Raw genomic sequence first — 22,616 nt, forward strand, 5'->3', positions numbered from 1 at the left:
GGATGACGAAGGAGGGCCCGGCCGACTGGCCGGACCCTCCCTTCGCTCCCGAGGGTCAGCCCGCCGGGACCAGCTCCTCCGCGTCGGTGGCGGAGGTGTGCTTGGTGAGCGCCTCGCCCTCGACGTCGACATTGGGCAGGACCTTGTCGAGCCAGCGGGGCATCGCCCAGGCCCGGTCGCCGAGGAGGTACATCAGCGCGGGGATGAGCACCATCCGCACGACGAAGGCGTCGAGCAGGACGGCCGCGGCCAGCGCGAAGCCCATCGACTTGATCAGGTTGTCCGGCTGCAGCATGAAGGCGGAGAAGACCGAGATCATGATGGCCGCGGCCGCGGTGACCACGCGGGCGCCGTGGCGGAACCCGTCGACGACGGCCTCACGGGCGCTGTCGCCGTGGATGTAGGCCTCGCGCATCCGGGTCACGAGGAAGACCTGGTAGTCCATCGCGAGGCCGAAGACGATCCCGATCATGAGGATCGGCAGGAAGCTGACGAGCGGTGCACCGTCGACGAGACCGAAGGCGCCCTGCTGGAAGATCGCGACCGTCGCGCCGATGGTGGCCATCGTCGACAGCACGAAGCCGAGCGTCGCGGTGAGCGGCACGAGGATCGAGCGGAAGACGAGCATGAGCAGCACGAAGGCGAGCCCGACGACCACCGCGAGGTAGGGGATGAGCGCGTCCTGCAGCTTTTCCGACACGTCGGTCTGGATCGCGGTCAGGCCGGTGACGCCGATGGTCGTGCTCGACGCCTTCTCCTGCGCGGGGATGCCGTCGCGGATCGTGTGCAGCAGCTCCTCGGTGGCCGCGTCGCTCGCGCCGGTGGTGGGGGTGACCATCAGCTGGGCGCCGGTGCCCTCCTTGTTCATCCCCACGACCTGGGCGTTGGCGACGCCGTCGAGCCCGCCGAGCCAGGTGGTGACCTCGCCGTAGGCAGCCGGGGCCTGCCGCGGGTCCGTGATCTCGCGACCGTCGACGACGACGATCATCCGGGCCTCCTGACCGGGGCCGAAGCCGTCGGTGATGAGGTCGGCGGCCTTGCGCTGCGAGGTCTGCGCCGAGGCGGTGGAGTCGGTGGGCAGGGCGAGGTGGAGGTCCTTGGCCGGGATGGCCAGGGCGCCCAGGGCGATGACGGCGACGAGCGCGGCGACCACCGGGTGGGAGCCGATCGCGCGGGCCCAGCGGGTGCCGCCGTTGTCGATGTGCTGACCCTCGTCGACGGAGCGGTCCTTGCGGATCTGCCCCGCGAAGGCCCGCGTGCCGAGCGCCCCGAGGATCGCGGGGAGCAGGGTGAGGGCGACGAGGACGGCGACGAGGACGGTGCCGGCAGCGGCCAGACCCATCGCGGTGAGGAAGGGGATCTTGACGACGGCCAGCGCGACGAGCGCGATGATCACGGTCAGCCCGGCGAAGACGACGGCGGACCCGGCGCGACCGACGGCCAGGCCGATCGCGTGACCCCGGTCGGAGGTCGTGCGCAGCTCGGTGCGGTACCGCGACAGGATGAAGAGGGCGTAGTCGATCCCGACGGCCAGGCCGAGCATCGAGGCGAGGATCGGGGTGGTCGTGCCGAGGTCGAAGAAGGCCGTCGACGCGGTGATGCCCGTGATCCCGATGCCCACGCCGACGAGCGCGGTGAGGATCGGCAGGCCGGCCGCGACGAGCGAGCCGAAGGTCAGGACGAGGACGAGCAGCGCGATGGCGACACCGATGAGCTCGCTCGTCATCCCCATCTCGGGCATGCCCTGCATGCCGCTGCCGGAGACCTCGACGGTCAGGCCGGAGTCGCGGGCGTCGTCGACTGCCGTGATGACGGCGTCACGGGTGGGCTGCTCGACATCGGTGATGGTGGGGACGTCGAAGGTCCACTGGATCAGTCCGGTGCGTCCGTCTGCGGTGAGCGGGGAGACCGCGGCCGCGTTGGCCCTGGCGACGGCGGCGGGCTGGCCGTTCTTCGTGGCGTTGTCGAGATAGGTCTTCTCCACCCCCTTCGCGGCGTCGACGGGGTGGACCAGCTGGGCCGGGTCGCCGACCTGCGGGACCTTGCGCAGGCTCGCCAGCAGGTCGTTGACGGCCGCGGTGTTGTCCGGGTCAGCGAGCTCTTCGCCCGTCGGTGCCTGGACGACGACCGTGGCGGTGGCCTGGTCGAAGGCGTCCTGGGTGCCGGGGAAGAGCTCCTGCTGCAGGTTCTGGGCCTGCTCGGACTCGATGCCGGGGATGGAGAACTTGTCGCTGAGCGGCTTGGAGAGGGTGCCGGCGGCGGCACCGACCCCGATGAGGACGATCAGCCAGCCGACGAGGAAGGCGGGCCAGCGCCGGTGCGCGAGCCGGCCGAGCCGGTAGAGGGCGTGAGCCATGTCAGGTGCCTTTCGAGGCGTCGTGGGTGGTGGTCGGCCACGTCGTCGGGACCGGTGATGCAGGAGCGAAGGGGGTCACGCCCGGGCGGTGAGGATCTCCCGGGCGAGGGTCAGATTGGCCTGGATGCGTTGCCGCAGAGGGCCGCTGGCGGGGTCGGTGATGATCTCCTCGACCGAGCGCTGGACGATGCCGGCGACGAGGTTCAGCGCCATCCGAGCCCGCGTGGGGTCCACGCCGTCGCGGGTCGACAGGTGGGTGACGATCTCCTCGGCGAGCTCGTCGACGTGGGTCTTGACCCGGATGACGAGCTCGGGGTTGCGCTCGATGACGTGGTGCAGCTGCTGCCAGTCGTCGAGGTTGCCCTCGTCGGCGCGCAGGCACTGCAGCGTCGTGATGAGCAGGTCCTCGAAGAGGTCGCCGGTCGGCCCGCCGCTGCGCAGGGTCTCGGCCTGCTCGTCGGTGAGGACCGGGAGTACGCCGAGGACGGCCTCCTCCTTGGACGTGACGTGGTTGAAGAGGGTACGGCGCGAGACGCCGACGGCCGAGGCGAGGTCCTCGACGGTGAAGCCGGAGTACCCGCAGCTGATCGACAGCCGCTGGGCGGCCGCGACGATCGCCTGACGGCGGCTGCCCCCTGCCCGCGGTGCGGCAGAGGGGGTCGTTGCACTATTGGTCACGAAGTGCAGTTTTGCACTATTTCGGTGTCAGTGCAAAGCGCATCTCCTTAAGGGGCTCTTCACAACTGAGGGTGTAGTTGGGGTCTGAAGCCGCCGGATTCTAGGAGGGATCTGGCGATGTAGTGGGTCAGGTTGCGAAAGCCCAGGGCCAGGCCGCGTAGGTGTTCCAGGCGTCCGTTGATGGCTTCGGTGGGTCCGTTGGATGAGCCGGGGTGGTCGAAGTAGGCCAGGACGTCCTCAGCGCGGTGGTGCAGGGTCTTGCCGAGCTTGCGTAGTTCGATCTGTTCGGGGGGCTGGGAGTTGAGGTGATCGATCAGATCGGCCATCCTCTGGCGTCCTCGAGCAGGCTTCTCGTCGCGGTAGGCGTTGATCATCTCTTGGTAGGCGCGCCAGGCCTGCGCGAGCTGGGCGTGGGCGGGATCGGCCAGCACGGGCGTGATGCGTTCGCTCTGGCGCTGGGTGCGCAACTGGTCGCCGACGAACAGTGCCCTGCGCACGCGGTACAACGGGTCGCCCTTGCGGCTGCGGCGCCCACACGTCTCTCGTTGCACCCGCTGTCGGCACCGGTTCATCGCCTCACCGGCCTGGGCGACGACGTGGAAGGGGTCCATGACCGTGACCGCGGTGGGGACCATTTTCGTGGCGGCAGCCTTGAATCCTGTGAACCCGTCCATCGCGACGACCTCGATGCCCTCACGCCAGGCTTGGGGCCGTTGGGCCAGCCACGCAGCGAAGACCTCCCCGGAACGCCCTTCGACCATGTCCAGCAACCGGGCCGTGCCGCCGTCCTGACGAGTAGGGGTCAGGTCGATGATCACGGTGACGTACTTGTCCCCGCGGTGGGTGTGGCGCCACACATGCTCATCGACACCCAGGACCTTCACCCCCTCGAAGCGGGCCGGGTCATCGATCAGCACCCGTCGCCCTTCGGCCAGGACCGCGTCGTTGGCGGTGTTCCACGCCACGCCCAAGCCCTCGGCGACCCGGGACATCGACAGGTGCTGGCACACGATCGCGCTCAACGCCCACGCCAGCCCCCCACGAGAGAGCTTGGCTCGAGGCTCAGCCGCCCGGGAGGTGTCCTGACGCCACACATGACCACAGTCGGTGCACGTGTAGCGGCGCACCCGCACCCGAAGGGTCGTGGGGCGCTGACCGAAGGGGGCATGCGCCAAGGAGCGCACCACGCTGCCGCGTGGCCGGCCCTGACAGCCACAGCGGTGGCACCAGTCATCCGGCTCGACCACCCGGCAGGCCAGCACCGCCTGCCCGGCCTCGAGGCACTGGCCAGTGACCTCCAGTCCGAGCTGGTCCAAGCGGGCGAACGTGGTCAGATCCGGGGCAGTGAAGGTAGCGTCAGACATGTCGAGGTCTTCCTGATGGGTTGTGTGAGAACTTCCATCATGTGAAGGCCTCGACGCCTACCCCGCCACCGCCACGCCGCCCGGGGCCACAAACCCAGTTACACCCTCATCTGTGAAGAGCCCCTTAAGGTCGTGCGCACCCGGGCCGCATCTCCTTAAGGTCGTACGCACCCCAGCCGCATCTCCTTAAGGTCGTACGCACCCCAGCCGCATCTCCTTAAGGTCGTGCGGATTCTGGGGCGACGAAGGGGGCCGGCCCTCCGCTCTCGCGATGGCCGGCCCCCTTCGGGGCGTTGCGTATGGCTCAGGCGTTGACCGGCGCCAGGCGACCGACGAGCGAGCGAAGGGCGGTGTCCGCCTCCTCGTCGACCAGCCGGCCCTCGGCGAAGGCCTCGAAGGACGAGCCGACACCGAAGGTGTCCTCGACGACGGCAGCGCCGGCGATCTTGAGGCTGCGCACGGCGTCCTGGCGGGCCCACTCGGCGGCGTGCGGCGAGCCGGAGGCGGCCATGACGACGGCCGGGGTGCCCGTGATCGATGCGACGCCGTAGGGGCGGGAGGCCCAGTCGATGGTGTTCTTGACGACGCTGGACAGCGTGCCGTTGTACTCGGGGGTGACGACGATCAGGCCGTCGGCGGCGGCGACGGCGGCGCGCAGCTCGGCGGCGACCTCGGGCAGCTGGCCCTCGAGGTCGAGGTCCTCGGAGTAGTGGGGCAGCTCCGCGCCGCGGTCGAAGACGGTCGCCGTGCAGCCCTCGGGCAGGTGGGCGACGGCCGCGTCGGCGAGCGCGCGGTTGGTGGAGCCTGCGCGCAGGCTGCCGAGGAGGACGAGGACGTTCATGTGGGGACTCCAGACGAGGTTTTGGTCAAGTGCTTGACCATGGTGCGCGCCTGAAATCGTCAAAGTCAAGTCCTTGACCAATGGCTTACGATGAGAGGCATGACCACGCCCCTGCCTCCGCGCGTCGATGCCTGCACCGGCGCCGACGGGCGACCGCCGCTGGTCAACCTGCTGGCCCGGGCACAGGCGAGCTTCATCGCCGACTTCGAGGCGCGACTGCGCGCCTCCGAGATCGACGGGCTCTCCCTGGCGCACTCCACCAATGTGCTGCGCCACCTGTCCGAGGGCCCCCGCCGCGCGCGCGACATCGTCGACCGCTGCGGCGTGACCAAGCAGGCCGTGAGCCAGCAGATCGCGCACCTGGAGCGCAACGGATTCGTCGTCGTCGGCCGCGACGAGGGGGACCAGCGCGCCCGCATCATCAGCCTCACGGCGAAGGGGGAGTGCGCCCAGGTCGTCGTCCATCGCCTCTTCGAGCAGGTCGAGCACGACTGGGCCGAGCGCATCGGCGCCGAGCCGGTCGCCGCCCTGCGTCAGGCGCTCACCGAGCTCCTCGGCGAGGGCACTGCCTGCTGATCGCGGCCGGGCGCCGGCGCCGGGGTCGCCCTCAGGCGCTCTGCAGGGTCCCGCTCGTCCGGCCGTGCTTCTTGCAGGTGGCGGTCCAGTCGGCTCCGGTCCGCTCCACCGCGAGGGTCCGACGGCAGGTCGTGCAGTGGAGGGGCGGCTCGACGGCGAGCTGCTGCCGGCACAGCACGTGGTTGCCCTTGTTGGCGGAGTTGCCGCAGCGGGCGCAGTAGGTCATCGCGACGACGGGCGGGATGGCACCGAGGGTGTCGGGGTCGCTCCATCCGGAGTCGCCAGCGGTGGGCAGGTCAGTCATGCGTCGATTGTCACCCATGTCACGCTCACCCTCCACGCGACCCCCGACCAACGCCCCGGGTGCTCGGGAGTGGATGCCGACTCGCGGACGAATCGCCCGCGAGTTCACCTCCACCCGGCCCCGCGGCGACCGCTGCTCTCGGCGACCTGCGACCTGCGCCGACGATCAACCACCCAGCAGGTCACCGAGCCCGCCGCCGCTGCGGCCCTGGCTCTGGTGACCACCGTCGGCCACCGACTCCGCCGGCTGGACGAGCACGTAGCCCTGGCCGCCGAAGGCCATCTGGAAGGTCTCGCCGGTGCCACCGCGCACGAGCGACTTCAGGCCGCCGGTGTCGACCTTGATGTCCATCCGCACCCCACCGGTCCACATGACGACGGCCTGGGCGTCACCGAAGGTGGGCGCGCTCGCGACGTCGAGGGCGACGGGCTCTCCCTTCGTCGTGATGGCGACATAGCCGCTGCCGCGCAGGACGACGTTGTACAGGCCGCCGGTCATCGCCGCTCCGCGTGCCTGGATCCGGTGGATGTCCCACTCGATGGACGACGAGAAGGCCAGGATGTTGTTGCCGTTGACCGAGATCATGTCGTTCTCCAGGTACATGACCTGGATCTCCTGGGCCTCGTCGGCGACGAAGAGCTCGCCCTGGCCGGAGCAGGTCATCATCTTGACGCCCTCACCGGTCGCGGCCTGCTTGAGGAACTTGCCCACCCCGCCGGAGCCCTGGTTCTCGAAGCGGACATCGCCCTGGTAGGCGACCATCGAGCCCGTCCGCGCCATGACCGGGCCGTGGCCCATCTGGATCTTGAGCAGCTTCTTGTTCTGCAGCGAGAACTGGTCGGTGGACTGCTCTTCCTTGAAGTCGGTGAAGAGGGATCCGTGGATCGGCATGTCGTGCGCCCTTCTCGTGAGGCCCCCCCCGGGCGCCAGTTGCCCCAACCCTAGAGAGCGCGCCCGGCCTCCGGCTAGGGGGACCGCTCCCCGGCGCGAAGGGGGGATCCCCCCGGTCAGCGCGCGACGACCGCCACGAGAGCGGGCGGCACGACGAGGGCGGCCGCGCAGACGACGTAGAGGACGAGCGTCTGCCACGGGGCGGGGTCGTCGGCGACGAGCAGCCGGATGCGGGTGGCCGCGGCGCCGGCGCCGGCGGAGACCCCCGGCGTCAGATCGGTCTGCGCGGCGGCCTCGGACAGCGAGACGATGGCTCGACCGAGCGCGACCTCACCGACGTCCTCCCGGGCGGCGCGGTCGGCGAGGACCTCGACGAGCAGGGCGACCTCGCGCAGCGCGGCGTCGGTGCGCAGCAGTCGTGGCGTCGCGGTGTGCAGGACGGTGAAGAACTCCAGGACGAGGTCGTGACGCTCGCGCAGGTGCGCCTCCTCGTGGGCGACGACGGCCGCCAGCTGATCGTCGGGCAGCGCGGCCAGTGCTGCCTCGGTGATGACGAGCCGCGAGCCGGCACCGGGGACGCAGTAGGCGGACAGCCGCTCCGACGGGAGCACCCGGGTGTGCGCGCCCTCGTGCCGGCCGACGAGGTCGACGAGCTGGCGGTGCTCGTCGCGGGCGGCCCGGATCCGGCGACCGACGCTGTGCCCGTTGACGAGCAGCCGCACGAGGACCCCGATGGAGGCGATCGTCGCGAGGACGAGGACGAGGGCTTCGGGCGCACTCGGCACAGGTCGGGGTCGCAGCCAGGCGAGGGGAGCCGCGGTCAGCAGGCACAGGACGGCGGACAGCGAGAGGGCCTGCCAGACGAAGAGCGCCGCCCGCGGGCTGCGGCGCAACCGCTCGATCCGCACGAGGACGTGCGGCGCGGCGAGGAGTGCTGCCGCGCAGAGCAGCAGCAGGGCGGCGATCACCCTGTCGAGTCTGCCGCACCCCGTCCACGACGACGGCGAGGACGGTCTCCCTTCGCCTCGACATCGGCCATCGCGGCCCGGACGGCGTCGAGGTCGTCGGCGCTCGCCTCGGAGAGGAAGTGCAGGATCGCGGCCTGCCGGTCCGCGCTGCTCAGGTCGTGCAGCGGGCTGCGCATGGCCTGCGCGGTGAGTGACTCGCGAGTGGACGCCGGCCGGTAGCGCCAGGCGCGGCCGTCCCGCTCGCGGGTCGTCACGCCCTTGGCCTCGAGGCGGGAGAGCACGGTCATGACGGTCGTGTAGGCGAGGTCTCGGCCGGTGAGGCGGTCGGAGACCTCGCGGACGGTGAGCCCGTGGCCGGTGTCGTCGGTCCACAGCACGTCCATGACGGCCTGCTCGAGGTCACCCAGCGATGCGCTCTTGGGCACGGCGGCTCACTCCCTTCGTCTCGATCGTCACGATGCGGTCCATGCGGTCCAGACCGACCCCGTGGTGGGTCACCATGATCACCGACCGCTCTCCGGCGTGCTGCAGCAGGTCGGCGATGACCGCCTCTGCGGTCGGGTGGTCGAGGTGCGCGACCGGCTCGTCGAGCAGGATCACCGGTCGCCCGCTCGCGATGGCCCGGGCGATGGACAGTCGGGCCCGCTCGCCGCCCGAGACCCCCAGCCCGCCGGTCCCGAGCCGGCTGTCGAGACCGTCGGGGAGTCCGGTGAGCCAGGTGCCCAGCCCGGCCCGGCGAAGGGAGTCGACCAACGCCTCGTCGTCGGCGTCCGGTGCGGCGAGGGCGAGGTTGGCGCGCAGGCTCGCGGCGAGGACGTGCGGCTCGTCGTCGACGATGGCGAAGAGTGCTCGCACGTCGGCCAGGTCGAGATCGGCGACGTCGGTGCCGCCGATCGTGTAGCTCCCACCGATCGGGTCGAGGTGGCGGGCGAGGACCGCGAGGGCGGTCGACTTGCCGCTGCCGTTGGGCCCGACCAGCGCGATGCGGGCACCCGGCTCGACGGTCAGGTCGAGGGGCCCGAGGTGGGTGCGGCCGGGGAGCCAGCCGGCGGTGAGCCCGCGCAGCTCGAGCCGTGGCGCGGTCGCGCTCCCTGAGGAGGTCGCGGTCCGTGAGGAGGTCACGTTCCCTGAGGAGGTCGCGGTCCGTGAGGAGGTCACGTTCCCTGAGGAGGTCGCGAAGCGACCGTCTCGAAGGGCGCCCTCCACCACGGCCGGCTCCTGGTCGAGCAGCTCGTCGAGACGCTGCTGGCAGGCGCGGGCCCGGGCATGGGCGCGGGTGGCGTCGGTGAGGACGCCGAGGGCTTCGCCGGTCGCGACGGGGGCGAGGACGAGGAGGGCCATGACGGGGGTGCTCGCGCCGGAGCCTGCCGCGAGGGTGGCCGAGGCGAGGGCGCCGGCCCCGGTGATCACGAGCACCGCTGCGGCAGAGAGCGATCGGCCGCGGGCCTGTCTGGTGACCGTGGCCTGGAGGGTGTCGTGCGCGGCGCGCAACCACTCGGCGGCGGTGGCCGTGCCCCCGATGGAGCGCAGCTCGTCGGAGTGCTCGGAGCCCAGCTGGGCGACGCGGGCGACCTCGGCGCGGGCTGTGAGCACCTCGGACTGTGACTGCGACTCGAGGCGGTCGGCGATGGTGGCGACCACGGCGGTGGCGGCGAGCATGCCGGCGACGACCAGGCCGACGCCGGGGTCGACGAGGGCGGTCAGGGCCGCGGCCGTGATGCCGGCGAGGAGCGCGGCGATCGCCGGGACGGTGACTCGCACCGATGCCTCGACGACGTCGGTCAGGTCGTCGACGACGCCGGTGAGCACGTCGGCGCGCCCGCGGGACCCGAGCCTGGCTGGGGTGAGGGGGATGAGGGCCGCGTAGGTTCGGGTGCGCCGCTCGGCGAGGTCGCCGAGCGCGACGTCGTGGCTGCGCAGTCGCTCCCAGTAGCGGAAGACGGGACGCGCGAGACCAAAGGTGCGCACGGCGACGATCGTCGTCAGCAGCAGCATGATCTGCGGTCGCTGGTCGGCCCGGACGATCAGCCAGCCCGAGGTGGTCGTCAGCGCGATGCCGGAGGCGGTGGCGATCCCGCCCAGGAGGCCGGCCATGATCAGCCCGCGGCTGAGTCCCAGAACCCGCATCTCCTTAAGGTCGTGCGCACCCGGCCGCATTTCCTTAAGGTCGTGCGCACCTGTCCGCATTTCCTTAAGGTCGTGCGCACCTGTCCGCATCTCCTTAAGGTCGTGCGCACCCGGCCGCATCTTCTTGGGGTCGTGCGCACTCATCGGGTCACCGCCGGCTGGCCGAGGCGGACGTGGTGGTCGGCCCTGGCCACGAGGTCGGGCTGGTGGCTGACCGCGATGACCGTGCGGGTGGCGGCGAGGTGGGTGATGGTGTCTCCGATCGTGGCTGCCGACTCCAGGTCGACGTGGGCGGTCGGCTCGTCGAGCAGGACCACGGGCGAAGGGGAGAGCAGCGCCCGGGCGAGGACGAGTCGGGCGCGCTGGCCGGCCGAGAGCCCGAAGCCGTCGTCGCCCAGGGGGCTGTCGATGCCCTGGGGGAGTGCGGCGATCGCCTCGTCGAGCCCGACCTCGCGCAGCGCCTGCCAGACATCGGTGGACTCGGCCGGGCCCGCGATCGTCAGGTTGGCGCGCAGGGTGCCAGCGCCGAGGAAGGGCCGCTGGGTCACCAGATGCACCTCTGGGGAGTGGATCTCTCCGCGGTCGGGGCGGCGGATGCCGGCGATGACCTCGAGCAGGGTCGTCTTGCCGCACCCCGACGGTCCGGTGACGACGGTCAGCCCGGGTCCGGCGACGAGGTCGACGCCGGCCAGGACCGCCCGCTCCGCGCCGGGATAGCTGTAGTCCACCCCGGTGAGCGAGACGGTGCCGGGCAGGGCGAAGGGGGCACCCCCCTTCGCCCGCATCTCCTTAAGGTCGTGCGGGTTGTCGTGCGCATCAGGCCGCATCTCCTTAAGGTCGTGCGCATCCGGCCGCATCTCCTTGAGGTCGTGCGGGTTTTCGTGCGGTTCGAGGTCGGCGAGGATCTCGTCGAGGGCCGCGGCGCCGTCGGCGGCGGAGTGGAACTCGGTGCCCACCCGGCGGATCGGCCAGTAGGCCTCGGGGGCGAGCAGGATCGCGGTGAGCCCGACGAGCAGCTCCGTCGACCCGGTGGTCAGGCGCAGCCCGACGACGACGGCGACGATCGCGACCGAGATCGTCGCGAGCAGCTCCAGCGCGGCCGCGGACATGAAGGCCAGGCGCAGGGTGCGCATCGTCGCCCTGCGGTGACGCTGGCTCACCTCACCGATGACCTCGACCTGGCGCTCGGCCCGGCCATAGCTGACGAGCGTCGGCAGCCCGCGCATGACGTCGAGGAAGTGCCCCGACAGATCACGAAGGGAGTCCCACCGCCGCTCCGTGTTCTCCTGGGTCGTCGCCCCGATGAGTGCGGCGAAGAGCGGCAGCAGGGGCACGGTGAGGATCACGACGAGGGCGCTCGGCCAGTCCACGACGAGCAGGCAGGCGATGGCCAGCGGCGGGACCACGGCGGCCGAGACGAGCGCCGGCAGGTACTTCGCGACATAGGGCTCGACCGCACCGGTGCCCTGCGTCGCGAGGGTGAGCGCCCTGTCGCCAGAGGGGCGCTCGTCGATCGTGCGCCGCGACCACACCTCGAGCAGCTGCTCGCGCAGGCGGGTGGCCACGACCGTGCCGGCGTGGGCCGCGATCATCTCCGAGACGGCCCCGAGGAGCGCGCGCACGGCGAAGAGTCCACCCGTCCACGCCAACGGTGCGACCAGGTCCTGGCCGCGCACCACGGCCACGACGAGCGCCGCCAGGGCGAAGGCGGTCCCGATCGTCGCGATGCCCTGTGCCACACCGATGCCCGCGAGGGCAGCGACCGGCCTGCGGGTGGCTGGGACCACTCTCAGGATGCGCGGGTCGAAGGGCTTCATCGTCAGTGTGCCTCGGCCTCGGCCTCGGCCTCGGCCCCGGCCTCGGCCTCGGCCCCGGCTTCGACCACGTGCCGCTGGGGCAGGTGATCGACTGACAGGCGCCGGCGGAAGATCCAGTAGCTCCACACCGTGTACCCGAGCATGATCGGGGTGAAGACCGCCGCCGCCCAGGTCATGATCGTCAGGGTCATCGGCGAGCTGGCCGCGGCGGCCAGGGTGAGGTCGGCGCTGTCCCCGCGACCGTTGATGGCATTGGGCGAGAGCATGAGGAAGTAGCTGACGACGGTCAGGCCGATCGTCGCGGAGGTGCCGGCGAAGGCCCAGCCCTCCGCTCCCTTCGCATTGGCGGCGATCGCTGCGAGGAGCGCGAGGGCAGCGACGACCATGACCACCACCGCGGCAGGGGTGCCGCGCTGCACCCCGAGCGCGACGAAGAGAGCGACGGCCAGGACGGCCGACCCGAGACCGGCTCGGGTCGCGATGCGCCGGGCCTGCTCGCGGATCTCGCCCGTGGTCTTGAGCGCGAGGAAGTGTGCGCCGTGCGCCAGGCAGAGGACGGTGATGGTGAGCCCGCCGAGCAGCGCGACCGGGGTGAGCAGGCTGAGCAGGGACCCGTCGAACTCCGTGTACTTCGTCGTACCCATGGTGTGCTCGGTCATCGGCAGGCCGGCGACGAGGTTGGTCAGGGCGACGCCGACGACGAAGGGGGCGACGAAGGACCCGCCGACGATCGCCAGGTCCCAGCGGCGCACCCACAGCCGGTCGGTGCGCTTGTGCCGGTACTCCAGTCCCATGTTGCGCAGGATGAGCGTGACGAGCAGGAGCAGCAGCGCGAGGTACATGCCGGAGAACATCGTGGCGTACCAGTGGGGGAAGGCGGCGAAGGTCGCGCCGCCCGCGGTGATCAGCCACACCTCGTTGCCGTCCCAGTGCGGGCCGATGGTCGTGAGCATCGTGCGGCGCTTGGTGTCGCGCTCCACCTCGCTGCCCTTGCCCTCGAGCACCGGCAGCAGCATCCCGACGCCGAAGTCGAAGCCTTCGAGGACGAGGTAGCCGGTCCACAGGATGGCCAGCAGGACGAACCAGACGGTGATGAGATCCATGTCAGTGCTCCCCGATCAGTACGAGAACTCGAGCGGCTGGTCGTCCTCGACGAGACGTGGTGTCTCGAAGGGTTCGGCGCCGCGGCGGATGTAGTCGAGCAGGAGGCGGACCTCGACGACGGCCAGGCCGCCGTAGAGGGCCGTGAAGACGAGCATCGAGGTCCACACGTCAGCGGTCCCGACGCTCGGGGAGACTGCCGTGCGTGTGGTCATCTCGCCGAAGACGACCCACGGCTGGCGGCCGACCTCGGTGAAGATCCAGCCGAAGCTGTTGCCGAGAACCGTCGAGATCGGGGTCAGCACGATGAGCCCGAAGACCCACCGCTGCAAGGGGATCCGGTCCTTGCGGGTCGCCCACAGCACCCACGCGCCGACGGCCATGGCGAAGAAACCGGTGGCCATCATCAGGCGGAAGTTCCAGTAGGTCATCGCGATCGGCGGGACATAGGTGTCGGCCTGGGTCAGCTCGCTGTCACCGAAGGAGGCTCGGTACTCGTTCTCGAGGTTCGTGATGCCCTGCACCTGCCCGTCGAAGCTGCCCGTGCCGAGGAAGGAGAGCAGGCAGGGGATCTCGATGATGTGCTTCGGGTTCTCGCCACCGAGCCCGGCGACGGTCAGCACGGAGAAGGGGGCGCACTCGCCCGCGGGCGGGGTCTCGTAGAGGGCCTCGGCCGCAGCCATCTTCATCGGCTGGACCTCGGTCATCACCTTGCCCTGCAGGTCACCGCTGATGGCCACACCCATGCCCGCGACGAGGACGACGACGGCACCCAGCCGGGCCGCGTGACGGTACATCCGGCGATCGGCGGAGGGACCCCCCTTCGCGCTGTTCTGGCGGAGCTTGTGCAGGCCGACGGCCATGACGAGCGCGCCACCGACGAGGTAGCAGGCGGTGATGACGTGGGGGAAGGCGACGAGCTGGACCGGGTTGGTGAGCACCGCCCAGAAGTCGGCCATCTCCGCGCGGCCCGTCGTCTCGTTGATCCGGTAGCCGACGGGGTGCTGCATGAAGGAGTTGGCGGCGAGGATGAAGTACGCCGACAGGACGGTGCCGATGTGCACGATCCACATGGTCGCCGCGTGCAGCCGTTCGGGGATGCGGCCCCAGCCGAAGATCCACAGACCGAGGAAGGTCGACTCGAGGAAGAAGGCCAGCAGCGCCTCGAGGGCCAGCGGTGCGCCGAAGATGTCGCCGACGAAGCGGGAGTAGGTCGACCAGTTCATCCCGAACTGGAACTCCTGGACGATGCCCGTGACGAGCCCCAGCGCGAAGTTGATCGTGAAGAGCTTGCCGAGGAACTTCGCCATCCGCAGGTGGTCCTCGTTGCGCGTGCGGATCCACCGCGAGTGGTACCAGGCGACGATCGCGGACAGCCCGATCGTGACCGGCACGAAGAAGTAGTGGTACACGGTCGTGATGGCGAACTGCCACCGAGCGAGGTCGAGCACGTCCACAGCGTCTCCTACGACGTCTAGTACTACATGACGTCGTAGACGCTACTCCGGTCCGGGTACGGGACCAAACGTCGGGGTGCCGGCACTCAGGCCCGGGGCACCCGGTACCGGACGAAGGCCGGGCTCACCGCGGTCGCGACGAGGGTCAGCACGATGACCAGGACACCGCCACCGATCGTCGTGACGGCGGTGCCGAGCTCGCCGGCGACGAGTCCGTGGACCACGTCGGCCAGTCGCGGGCCGCCGGCGACGACGACGATGAAGACCCCCTGGAGCCGGCCGCGCATCGCGTCGGTCGCGGCCGTCATGAGCATCGTCGAGCGGAAGGCCGCCGAGGCCGTGTCCGCAGCGCCGCCGATCGCGAAGAAGGCGCAGGCGATACCCAGCCACGGCACGACGAGCCCGTCCGCGAGGGCGACCGCGACACCGAAGCCGACGATCGCCCCGCCCCACACGAGGATCGCGGCGGTGACGGCCAGCCCCTGCCGCTCCACCCGCGAGACCCAGCCGGACATCACGCCCCCGAGGAAGGCGCCGATGGGCATGGCGGCGAAGAGCAGCGCGAAGGCCAGGCCGCCCTCGCTCGGCCCGCCGAAGTCGACGTGCGCCATCTCGGGGATGAGCGCGCGCGGCATGCCGAAGACCATCGCGATCAGGTCGACGACGAAGGACATGAGCAGCACGGGCTGGGTCGCGAGGTAGACGAAGCCGTCGATGACGGAGCGCAGCCCGGGGGAGGAGCCGGCGATGACCGTGACCGGCAGCGGCGGAAGGGAGATGACCGCCCAGAGCGTGGCGAAGAGGAAGAAGGTGTCGACGAGGTAGAGCCACGAGAACCCGAGAAGGGGGATGAGTGCCCCGCCGATGAGCGGCCCGGCGATCGCGCCGCCGGTGAAGACGGTCATGTTGAGCGTGTTGGCCGCGGGCAGCAGGTTGGCCGGCACGATCCGGGGGAGGACGGCCGAGCGAGTGGGCTGGTTGACCCCGAAGAAGGCCTGCTGCATCGAGAAGATCGCCAGCAGCAGCCAGACATTGGTGTTGCCGAGTGCGGCCTGGATGAAGAAGATCGCCGAGGTGAGGATCAGGCCCCACGTCGTAACGGTCAGCAGCCGCCGCCGGTCGAAGTGGTCGGCCAGCGACCCACCGTAGAGGCCAAAGATCACCAGCGGCACGAGGCCGAAGAGGCCGGTCAGCCCGACATAGGCGCTCGACCCGGTCATCGAGTAGATCTGCGCGGGGACGGTGACGACCGTCAGCTGTGCCCCGATGACCGTGACGATCTGGGCGGTGAAGAGACGTCGGTAGGCCGGAACCTTCAGAGGGCGAGTGTCGGCCAGCAGGCCCCGGAGGCGACGCACCGCGTCACCCTACGCCCGACCCCTTCTCCTCGGCCGGAGCCCGCCTGCGGGTCTACCCTCTCCGGAGGGAGCCAGCGCCGCTCTGGCCCGCACGACGACCGGCGCGCTCGCGCCGGGCAGCAGCTGGCCACCCGCCGCAGGCCAGCGGATCTCGACGTCGACGGTGGGGGCGACCCGATAGGGCCGGGTCAGCAGGAGTCCGCCGACGACCCGACGCAGACGTGAGAGCTCGGCCCGCACGGTGATGACACGACTCGGGTCGGCGAAGACCTCCTCAGCCAGAGCCGCGGCACTCAGACCGACGTCGCCCGCCCCGACGAGGGCGAGCAGCAGCTCGGCGTGCCGGGGGGTGAGGCGACGAGTCCACGGACCCGACTCGGCGATGACCTGGATGCGCGGCTCGCCGGTGAAGTCCAGCACGGCCCGCGTACCGAGCGGGCCCTCCGCCGACGACCCACGTAGGAGCCAGCCGCCGGGCAGAGGTTCGACGATGACCTCGCCGACCCCTGGCAGGTGCGCGACCCCGGGCTGCATACCGTCGGGCAGGCAGACCTGCCGCTGGGTGAGCAGGCCGGAGGTTGCGGCAACGTGCCCGGTGCGGTCGACGACGGCTGCGGGACCGCTGACCCGTGTGAGGAGGTGGCCGGAGCCGGTGCGCAGGTCCTCGAGGGCGCGCCTGTGCCGTTCGAGCAGCTCCATGGAGGCCAGTCGTGCAGCCATCGACGCGGTGGCCAGCAGACTCGGGTGCATCGCCGTGCGTGGACCGCTGATGTCGACAACCCCGACGACCCGCCCGGTCCAAGGGTCGCGGAGGGGAGCGGCCGAGCAGCCCCAGCGGGCGTGCGCTTCGACGAAGTGCTCGGCGCCCTGGATGTGCACTGGCTCGCCGAGCACGAGCGCTGTACCGATCGCATTGGTCCCGACATTCCCCTCGGTCCACTCCGACCCCGCGACGAAACCGAGCTCGTCGGCGAGCCCGCGGACCCCCGGCCGGCCGAGCCGCCACAGGACGTGCCCGTCCGCGTCGGCCACCACGATGAGGTGCCCGCTGTCGACGACGGACTGCAGGTGCGGCGTCAGCTCGGCGGTGATCCGGTCGAGGCCGTCGCGTCCTCGTCGCCGCTGCACCTCGCTCTCGTCGAGCGGCGCGACCCGCGGTCGGCCACCGGGGTCGACCCCTGCGGCGCTGACCCGGCGCCACGAGGCGGCGATGTCCGCGCGGCCGCGGGATCCACCCTTCGTGCTGCCGCTCAGGTGCGCGTCGCGTCGTCGTGCCCGCTCGTGCTCACTCGGGTCCATGTCTCGCTCCTCGCCCGGCCGTCGGGGGAGCGGTGGGGGATGCAACGTCGTGCAACCCTGTCGCCCGGCACCCTCGCCGGAGTTGTGTGGGTCACGGTACAACGCAAAGGAGCGGATCGTGACCCAGATGACCAAGCAGCAGACGACGGCGACGCAGCGCGCCCAGTCCTGGTTCGAGGCCCTTGAGGCGGCCCTGGCGGCGCAGGACGTGGCATCGGCCGCGGCTCTCTTCGCCGCTGAGAGCTACTGGCGAGACCTCGTGGCCTTCTCGTGGAACCTCACCACCGTGGAGCACCGCGAGGGGGTGAGAGAACTGCTCGAGAGCACGGCCGGGGCGACCGCCGCCCGCAGCTTCGCGCTGTCGGAGGAGGCGACGGAGGTCGATGGAGTCGTCACCGCCTGGTTCACCTTCGAGACCGCGGTCGGCCGTGGCCGCGGGCTCTGCCGGCTCGTCGACGAGGAGGGTGAGGACAAGGCATGGACCTTCCTCACCACCCTCTACGAGCTGAAGGGCCACGAGGAGCCCAGCGGTGAGTACCGCCCGAAGGGGGCCGAGCACGGGATCGAACCCCAGCGACTGAGCTGGAAGGAGAAGCGCGAGGCCGAGGACGCGGCAATGGGTGAGAGCGCCCAGCCTTATGTCCTCGTCGTCGGCGGCGGCCAGGGCGGCATCGCTCTCGGCGCCCGGCTGCGTCAGCTCAGCGTGCCCTCCCTCGTGCTCGACCGCAACGAGCGGCCCGGCGACCAGTGGCGGCAGCGCTACAAGTCCCTGTGCCTGCACGACCCGGTGTGGTACGACCACATGCCGTACCTGAAGTTCCCGGACAACTGGCCGGTCTTCGCCCCCAAGGACAAGATCGGTGACTGGCTCGAGAGCTACACCAAGATCATGGAGGTGCCCTATTGGGCGTCCACGACGGTCAGGAGCGCCGAGTACGACGAGGCGAAGGGGGAGTGGACCGTAGAGATCGAGCGCGACGGTCAGCCGATGACCCTGCGGCCGACCCAGCTCGTCATGGCCACCGGCATGTCCGGCAAGCCCCACGTGCCGACCGTGCCCGGTCAGGACATCTTCCGTGGCGAGCAGCAGCATTCCTCGGACCACCCGGGTCCTGACGCCTACACGGGCAAGAAGGTCGTGGTCATCGGGTCCAACAACTCCGCCTTCGACATCTGCGGAGCGTTGTGGGAGCACGGTGTCGACGTGACGATGGTGCAACGTTCGTCGACCCACATCGTCAAGAGCGCGACCCTCATGGAGATCGGGCTCGGTGACCTCTACTCCGAGCGGGCTCTCGCCGCGGGGATGACGACGGAGAAGGCGGACCTGGTCTTCGCTTCCCTGCCCTACCGGATCATGCACGAGTTCCAGATCCCGCTCTACGACAGGATGAAGGAGGTCGATGCCGACTTCTACGCGCGGCTGGAGAAGGCCGGCTTCCAGCTGGACTTCGGCGATGACGGCTCCGGGCTCTTCCTCAAGTACCTACGTCGCGGCTCGGGCTACTACATCGACGTCGGCGCGGCCGAGCTCGTCGCGGACGGCAGCGTCAAGCTAGTCCAGGGCCAGCCGGACCACTTGACGCAGGACGCGGTCGTCCTCGCCGACGGCACCGAGCTGCCGGCCGACCTCGTCGTCTACGCCACCGGGTACGGCTCGATGAACGGCTGGGCCGCGGACCTCATCAGTCAGGAGGTCGCGGACAAGGTGGGCAAGGTGTGGGGCCTGGGCTCCGAGACCACCAAGGACCCCGGTCCCTGGGAGGGCGAGCAGCGCAACATGTGGAAGCCGACCCAGCAACCGGGTTTGTGGTTCCACGGCGGCAACTTGCACCAGTCGCGGCACTACTCGCTCTATCTCGCCCTGCAGCTCAAGGCGCGGTACGAGCGCCTCGACACCCCGGTCCACGACCTCGCCCCGGTGCACCACCGCAGCTGAGGCAGGCGCACGGGGTGCTCAGTACCCCGTGCGCCCGTCGACCGCTTCGCGCAGCAGGTCCATGTGCCCCAGGTGGCGGGCGTACTCCTCGATCAGGTGGGTGAGGATCCACCGCAGGTTGAGCTGCTGCCCGCGTCGCCGGCCGACCACCGCGCCGTCGAGGTCGCTCCACCCGGCCAGCGCGGCCCGTGAGGCGGCGAGCTCCTGCTCGTAGGCCTCGATCGACTCGGCCGCGTTGTCGCCGGTGGCGCCGTCGAGGTCGGCGTCGGGGTCCCCCTTCGTCGACCAGCGGGCGACCACGTCCTCGCCGAGCAGCACGGTCCGCAGCCAGTAGGCCTAGACCTCGGTGAGGTGGCGCACCACCCCTGCCAGGCTCAGGGACGAAGGGGGGACCGCCCGGCTCGCGAGCTGGTCACCGGTCAGCCCGGAGACCTTGAGGAAGACCGTCTTGCGGTACAGGTCCAGCCAGTGCTCGAGGACCTCGCGCTCACCGCCCAGCATCGGCCCGTCGCTGCGGGTGTCGGGTCGCTCGCGCACGATGACGGTCGGGTCGCTCATGTTCCCCACCCTCACAGAATGGTTGTGTGTTGAACAGGGAGTTCTGAGAGCCGGCGAGGCCAAATACGGCTCGCCGGCATCCGTGGCTACCGGTTCAACACACAACCATCGGTGACCTGGACCCGGCCCGCGACTCAGATGAGCTCGGCAGCCGCCTCGGCGACCCGCTCGTGCTCCGAGCGCAGTCGCTTGAGGAAGTCCTTGGTCCGGGCGTGCTGCGGGTTGTTGATGACGTCCTTGGGGGCGCCCTGCTCGACGACGACACCACCGTCCATGAAGACGACCCGGTCGGCGACATCTCGCGCGAAGGCCATCTCGTGGGTCACGACGATCATCGTCATGCCCTGGCCGGCGAGGTCGCGCATGACCTCGAGGACCTCGCCGACGAGCTCGGGGTCGAGCGCGGAGGTCGGCTCGTCGAAGAGCATCAGCTTGGGCTGCATCGCCAGTGCTCGCGCGATGGCGACCCGCTGCTGCTGGCCACCCGAGAGCTGGTTGGGATAGGCATTCGCCTTGTCACCCAGACCGACCTTGTCGAGCAGGGCGTCGGCCTCGGCGCGCACCTCGGCCTTGCGGCGGCCCTGCACCTTGACCGGGGCCTCCATCACGTTTTCGCGGGCGGTCATGTGCGGGAAGAGGTTGAACCGCTGGAAGACCATGCCGATCTCGCGGCGCTGGGCCGCGATCTCCTTGTCCTTTAGGCGGTGCAGCTTCGACGCCCCCGGGGTGCCCTGGTCGCGGTAGCCCATGAGGTCGCCGTCGACCCAGATCCTCCCCGCCTGGATGTCCTCGAGCTGGTTGATGCACCGCAGGAAGGTCGTCTTGCCCGAGCCGGAGGGCCCGAGCAGGCAGACGACCTCGCCGGCCGTGACGTCCATGTCGATGCCCTTGAGGACCTCGTTGCTGCCGTAGGACTTGCGCACCTGCACGGCGTGGACGAGTGGCATGTCGCTCACTTGCCGCCTCCGATCGTCAGACCCATCAGCCGGGTCTTTGTGGTGTCGGTCTTGGTCTGCACGGACGTGTTGCCGTAGCCGCGACCGAAGTGCCGCTCGAGGAAGTACTGGCCGACCATGAGCACCGAGGTGATGACGAGGTACCACAGGCAGGCGGCCATGAGGGTCGGCATGATCTTCAGCGTCCGGTTGCCGATGGCCTGGGCCTGGAAGAACAGCTCGGTGCTCAGCGGCAGAGCCATGAGGAGCGAGGTGTCCTTGAGCATCGCGATCGTCTCGTTGCCCGTCGGCGGGATGATGACGCGCATCGCCTGCGGCAGGATCACCCGACGCATCGACAAGCTCGGCTTCATGCCCAGGGCCGAGGCCGCCTCGCGCTGGCCCTCGTCGACCGACATGATGCCGGCGCGCGCGATCTCGGCCATGTAGGCCGCCTCGGACAGGCCCATCGCGATGATGCCCCAGATGAGCGTGCTGCTGATCTGGTTGACGTTGAAGGTGAAGAGCGTCAGGTCGCTGCTCATCCCCAGCCACCCGGCAAGCTGCTGGCTGAAGGGGAAGGGCCCGATGTCGAACTTCGGGTAGAGGTAGCCGATGCCGGTGCCGAAGAGCACGACGAGCACCAGGCGCGGGATCCCGCGGAAGAACCACGTGTAGAGGAACCCGACGAACTTCAGGACCGGGTTGTCCGACAGCCGCATGACGCCGACGACGACCCCGAGGACGACACCGATGATCATCGAGCCGATCGTCGCGAGGATCGTGCCCTTGAGCAGGCCCTCGAGGACCGGGCTGTAGTTCATCACCTGGAAGGCGAAGGGCCAGTCCCAGCGCTCGTTGGTGATGAAGCTCGAGGCGATCATCGCGAAGAAGATCGCGATGACGACGAGCGCGACCCAGCGACCCGGGTGACGCACCGGGACCGCGTTGATGGGGCCGGCGTCGTCCGACACGGGGGCGGACCCCCCTTCGTCGAGCGAAGGGGGGACCGCCGCGCCGCTGTCGGTGGTCATCAGGGGTTGACCGCGAACTTGTCGATGCCGCCCGACTCGTTGCCCCAGTTCTTCAGGATGGCCTCGTAGCTGCCGTCCTTCTTCATGCTCTCGAAGGCGGCGGCGATGGCCTCACCGAACTTCGTCTGGTCCTTGGGGACGATGATCCCGTAGGGCGCGGAGTCGTAGGTGTCGCCGAGGGTCTCGAGCTGGTCGCCCTGCTGCTTGACGGCGTAGAGGCTGATCGGGGAGTCGGCGGCCATCGCCTCGGTCTTGCCGGAGACGAGGCTCGCGGTGACCTTGGCCTGCTCACCCTCGACGACGATCTTGATCTTCTGGTCGCACTTCTTGTTGAGCGCGGTCAGCTCGTCGAGCTGGACGGTGCCCTTCTGCACGCCGATCGTCTTGCCGCACGGGTCCTTGGGGTCGACCTTGCCCGGGTTGCCCTTGGTCGTGACCCACTGGGTTCCTGCGTTGAAGTAGCTGATCATGCTGACCTGCTTCTTGCGCTCCGGGTTGATCGTGAAGGAGCTGACGCCGACGTCGTACTTCTTGGAGGAGACGCCGAGGATCAGGCCGTCGAAGGGAGCGTTGTTCCAGGTGGTCTTCAGGCCCATCTTCGAGGCTGCGGCCGTGAAGAGGTCGACGTCCATGCCCTCGACGGTCTTGCCGTCGTCACCGAGGAACTCGTTGGGCGCGTAGGAGGCGTCGGAGCCGATCTTCAGCGTGCCCTTGCTCTTGATGTCCTCGGGGACGAGCTTCGCGACGGCGTCGTCGACCGTCACGTCGGCGGCTGCGGTGGGGCTGTCGCTGCCGCTGGACCCGCTGCCCTCAAGGCTGTCGGAACCGCACGCGGTCAGGGCGCTCGCGCTGACCGCGAGCGAGACGAAGAGAGCGACGTGGGCACGGCGCATGGTGGTCCTCCAGATGCACGATGGGGCACTGGATGCGTGCCCGGTGCGGGTCATCGTGCCACCGCGCCGGGCGGCAGCGCGAGACCCGCGCCGCACCGTCACGACATCGTGACGCTCCGC

Annotated in this window: 19 protein-coding genes and 1 pseudogene; 2 read left to right on the forward strand and 18 right to left on the reverse strand. The window is 70.1% G+C overall.

What is annotated here, in order from left to right; genetic code table 11:
- Positions 1-55: 55 nt before the first annotated feature.
- From EXU32_RS00670 to EXU32_RS00685, 4 genes are all read right to left on the reverse strand, one after another.
- Complete coding sequence (locus EXU32_RS00670; RefSeq protein WP_130628167.1) at positions 56-2,356, reverse strand: MMPL family transporter; 2,301 nt, start codon at positions 2,354-2,356, stop codon at positions 56-58.
- 75 nt (positions 2,357-2,431) lie between these two features.
- The gene (locus EXU32_RS00675) at positions 2,432-3,034 is read right to left on the reverse strand and encodes a TetR/AcrR family transcriptional regulator (RefSeq protein WP_165399526.1); all 603 of its coding nucleotides are present in this window, start codon (positions 3,032-3,034) and stop codon (positions 2,432-2,434) included.
- Between the two features lie 59 nt (positions 3,035-3,093).
- Entirely contained in the window at positions 3,094-4,398 is a 1,305-nt protein-coding gene (locus EXU32_RS00680; protein ID WP_130628169.1) for an ISL3 family transposase, read from the reverse strand.
- Positions 4,399-4,702: 304 nt separating this feature from the next.
- Positions 4,703-5,239 carry an NADPH-dependent FMN reductase gene (locus tag EXU32_RS00685; protein WP_130628170.1) on the reverse strand — a complete coding sequence of 179 codons (537 nt, stop codon included), beginning with the start codon at positions 5,237-5,239 and terminating at the stop codon, positions 4,703-4,705.
- A 99-nt stretch (positions 5,240-5,338) separates the two neighbouring features.
- Here EXU32_RS00685 and EXU32_RS00690 point away from each other — a divergent pair, with 99 nt between their 5' ends.
- The gene (locus EXU32_RS00690) at positions 5,339-5,815 is read left to right on the forward strand and encodes a MarR family winged helix-turn-helix transcriptional regulator (protein WP_165399527.1); all 477 of its coding nucleotides are present in this window, start codon (positions 5,339-5,341) and stop codon (positions 5,813-5,815) included.
- Positions 5,816-5,846: 31 nt separating this feature from the next.
- On the opposite strand, the gene EXU32_RS00695 is transcribed toward EXU32_RS00690, so the two are convergent.
- From EXU32_RS00695 to EXU32_RS00740, 10 genes are all read right to left on the reverse strand, one after another.
- The gene (locus EXU32_RS00695) at positions 5,847-6,119 is read right to left on the reverse strand and encodes a hypothetical protein (RefSeq protein WP_207233852.1); all 273 of its coding nucleotides are present in this window, start codon (positions 6,117-6,119) and stop codon (positions 5,847-5,849) included.
- 165 nt (positions 6,120-6,284) lie between these two features.
- On the reverse strand, positions 6,285-7,010 hold the full coding sequence (locus EXU32_RS00700) for an AIM24 family protein (RefSeq protein WP_130628172.1): 726 nt from the start codon (positions 7,008-7,010) through the stop codon (positions 6,285-6,287).
- Positions 7,011-7,126: 116 nt separating this feature from the next.
- Complete coding sequence (locus tag EXU32_RS00705; protein WP_130628173.1) at positions 7,127-7,978, reverse strand: M56 family metallopeptidase; 852 nt, start codon at positions 7,976-7,978, stop codon at positions 7,127-7,129.
- On the reverse strand, positions 7,975-8,403 hold the full coding sequence (locus EXU32_RS00710) for a BlaI/MecI/CopY family transcriptional regulator (RefSeq protein WP_130628174.1): 429 nt from the start codon (positions 8,401-8,403) through the stop codon (positions 7,975-7,977). Before EXU32_RS00710 ends, EXU32_RS00705 begins: the two co-directional genes overlap by 4 nt.
- Entirely contained in the window at positions 8,378-10,249 is a 1,872-nt protein-coding gene (cydC, locus tag EXU32_RS00715; protein ID WP_242612844.1) for a thiol reductant ABC exporter subunit CydC, read from the reverse strand. Before cydC ends, EXU32_RS00710 begins: the two co-directional genes overlap by 26 nt.
- Positions 10,246-11,922, reverse strand: coding sequence for a thiol reductant ABC exporter subunit CydD (cydD, locus tag EXU32_RS00720; protein ID WP_130628175.1), 1,677 nt, complete (start codon positions 11,920-11,922; stop codon positions 10,246-10,248). Before cydD ends, cydC begins: the two co-directional genes overlap by 4 nt.
- 2 nt (positions 11,923-11,924) lie before the next feature.
- Positions 11,925-13,025 carry a cytochrome d ubiquinol oxidase subunit II gene (gene cydB / locus EXU32_RS00725; RefSeq protein ID WP_130628176.1) on the reverse strand — a complete coding sequence of 367 codons (1,101 nt, stop codon included), beginning with the start codon at positions 13,023-13,025 and terminating at the stop codon, positions 11,925-11,927.
- 15 nt (positions 13,026-13,040) lie between these two features.
- Positions 13,041-14,480: a cytochrome ubiquinol oxidase subunit I gene (locus EXU32_RS00730; protein ID WP_130628177.1), complete on the reverse strand. Its 1,440-nt coding sequence runs from the start codon at positions 14,478-14,480 to the stop codon at positions 13,041-13,043.
- Between the two features lie 86 nt (positions 14,481-14,566).
- Positions 14,567-15,838, reverse strand: coding sequence for an MFS transporter (locus tag EXU32_RS00735; protein ID WP_130628178.1), 1,272 nt, complete (start codon positions 15,836-15,838; stop codon positions 14,567-14,569).
- Between the two features lie 9 nt (positions 15,839-15,847).
- A complete protein-coding gene (locus tag EXU32_RS00740; protein WP_130628179.1) occupies positions 15,848-17,137 on the reverse strand; it encodes a GAF domain-containing protein in 1,290 nt (429 codons plus the stop codon).
- A gap of 127 nt (positions 17,138-17,264) precedes the next feature.
- Here EXU32_RS00740 and EXU32_RS00745 point away from each other — a divergent pair, with 127 nt between their 5' ends.
- Complete coding sequence (locus EXU32_RS00745; RefSeq protein ID WP_207233898.1) at positions 17,265-19,076, forward strand: flavin-containing monooxygenase; 1,812 nt, start codon at positions 17,265-17,267, stop codon at positions 19,074-19,076.
- An 18-nt stretch (positions 19,077-19,094) separates the two neighbouring features.
- Here EXU32_RS00745 and EXU32_RS17370 read toward each other — a convergent pair.
- The 4 genes and pseudogenes from EXU32_RS17370 to EXU32_RS00765 form a co-directional block, all read right to left on the reverse strand.
- Positions 19,095-19,634 (reverse strand): annotated as a pseudogene (locus EXU32_RS17370) (DinB family protein).
- Positions 19,635-19,768: 134 nt separating this feature from the next.
- The gene (locus EXU32_RS00755; protein WP_130630987.1) at positions 19,769-20,581 is read right to left on the reverse strand and encodes an amino acid ABC transporter ATP-binding protein; all 813 of its coding nucleotides are present in this window, start codon (positions 20,579-20,581) and stop codon (positions 19,769-19,771) included.
- A 5-nt stretch (positions 20,582-20,586) separates the two neighbouring features.
- On the reverse strand, positions 20,587-21,603 hold the full coding sequence (locus EXU32_RS00760; protein ID WP_242612845.1) for an amino acid ABC transporter permease: 1,017 nt from the start codon (positions 21,601-21,603) through the stop codon (positions 20,587-20,589).
- Positions 21,603-22,496, reverse strand: coding sequence for an ABC transporter substrate-binding protein (locus EXU32_RS00765; RefSeq protein ID WP_130628181.1), 894 nt, complete (start codon positions 22,494-22,496; stop codon positions 21,603-21,605). The genes EXU32_RS00760 and EXU32_RS00765 overlap by 1 nt, the downstream gene beginning before the upstream one ends.
- Positions 22,497-22,616 lie beyond the last annotated feature (120 nt).

It is taken from the genome of Janibacter limosus (genome assembly GCF_004295485.1).
Classification (GTDB): Bacteria; Actinomycetota; Actinomycetes; order Actinomycetales; family Dermatophilaceae; genus Janibacter; species Janibacter limosus_A.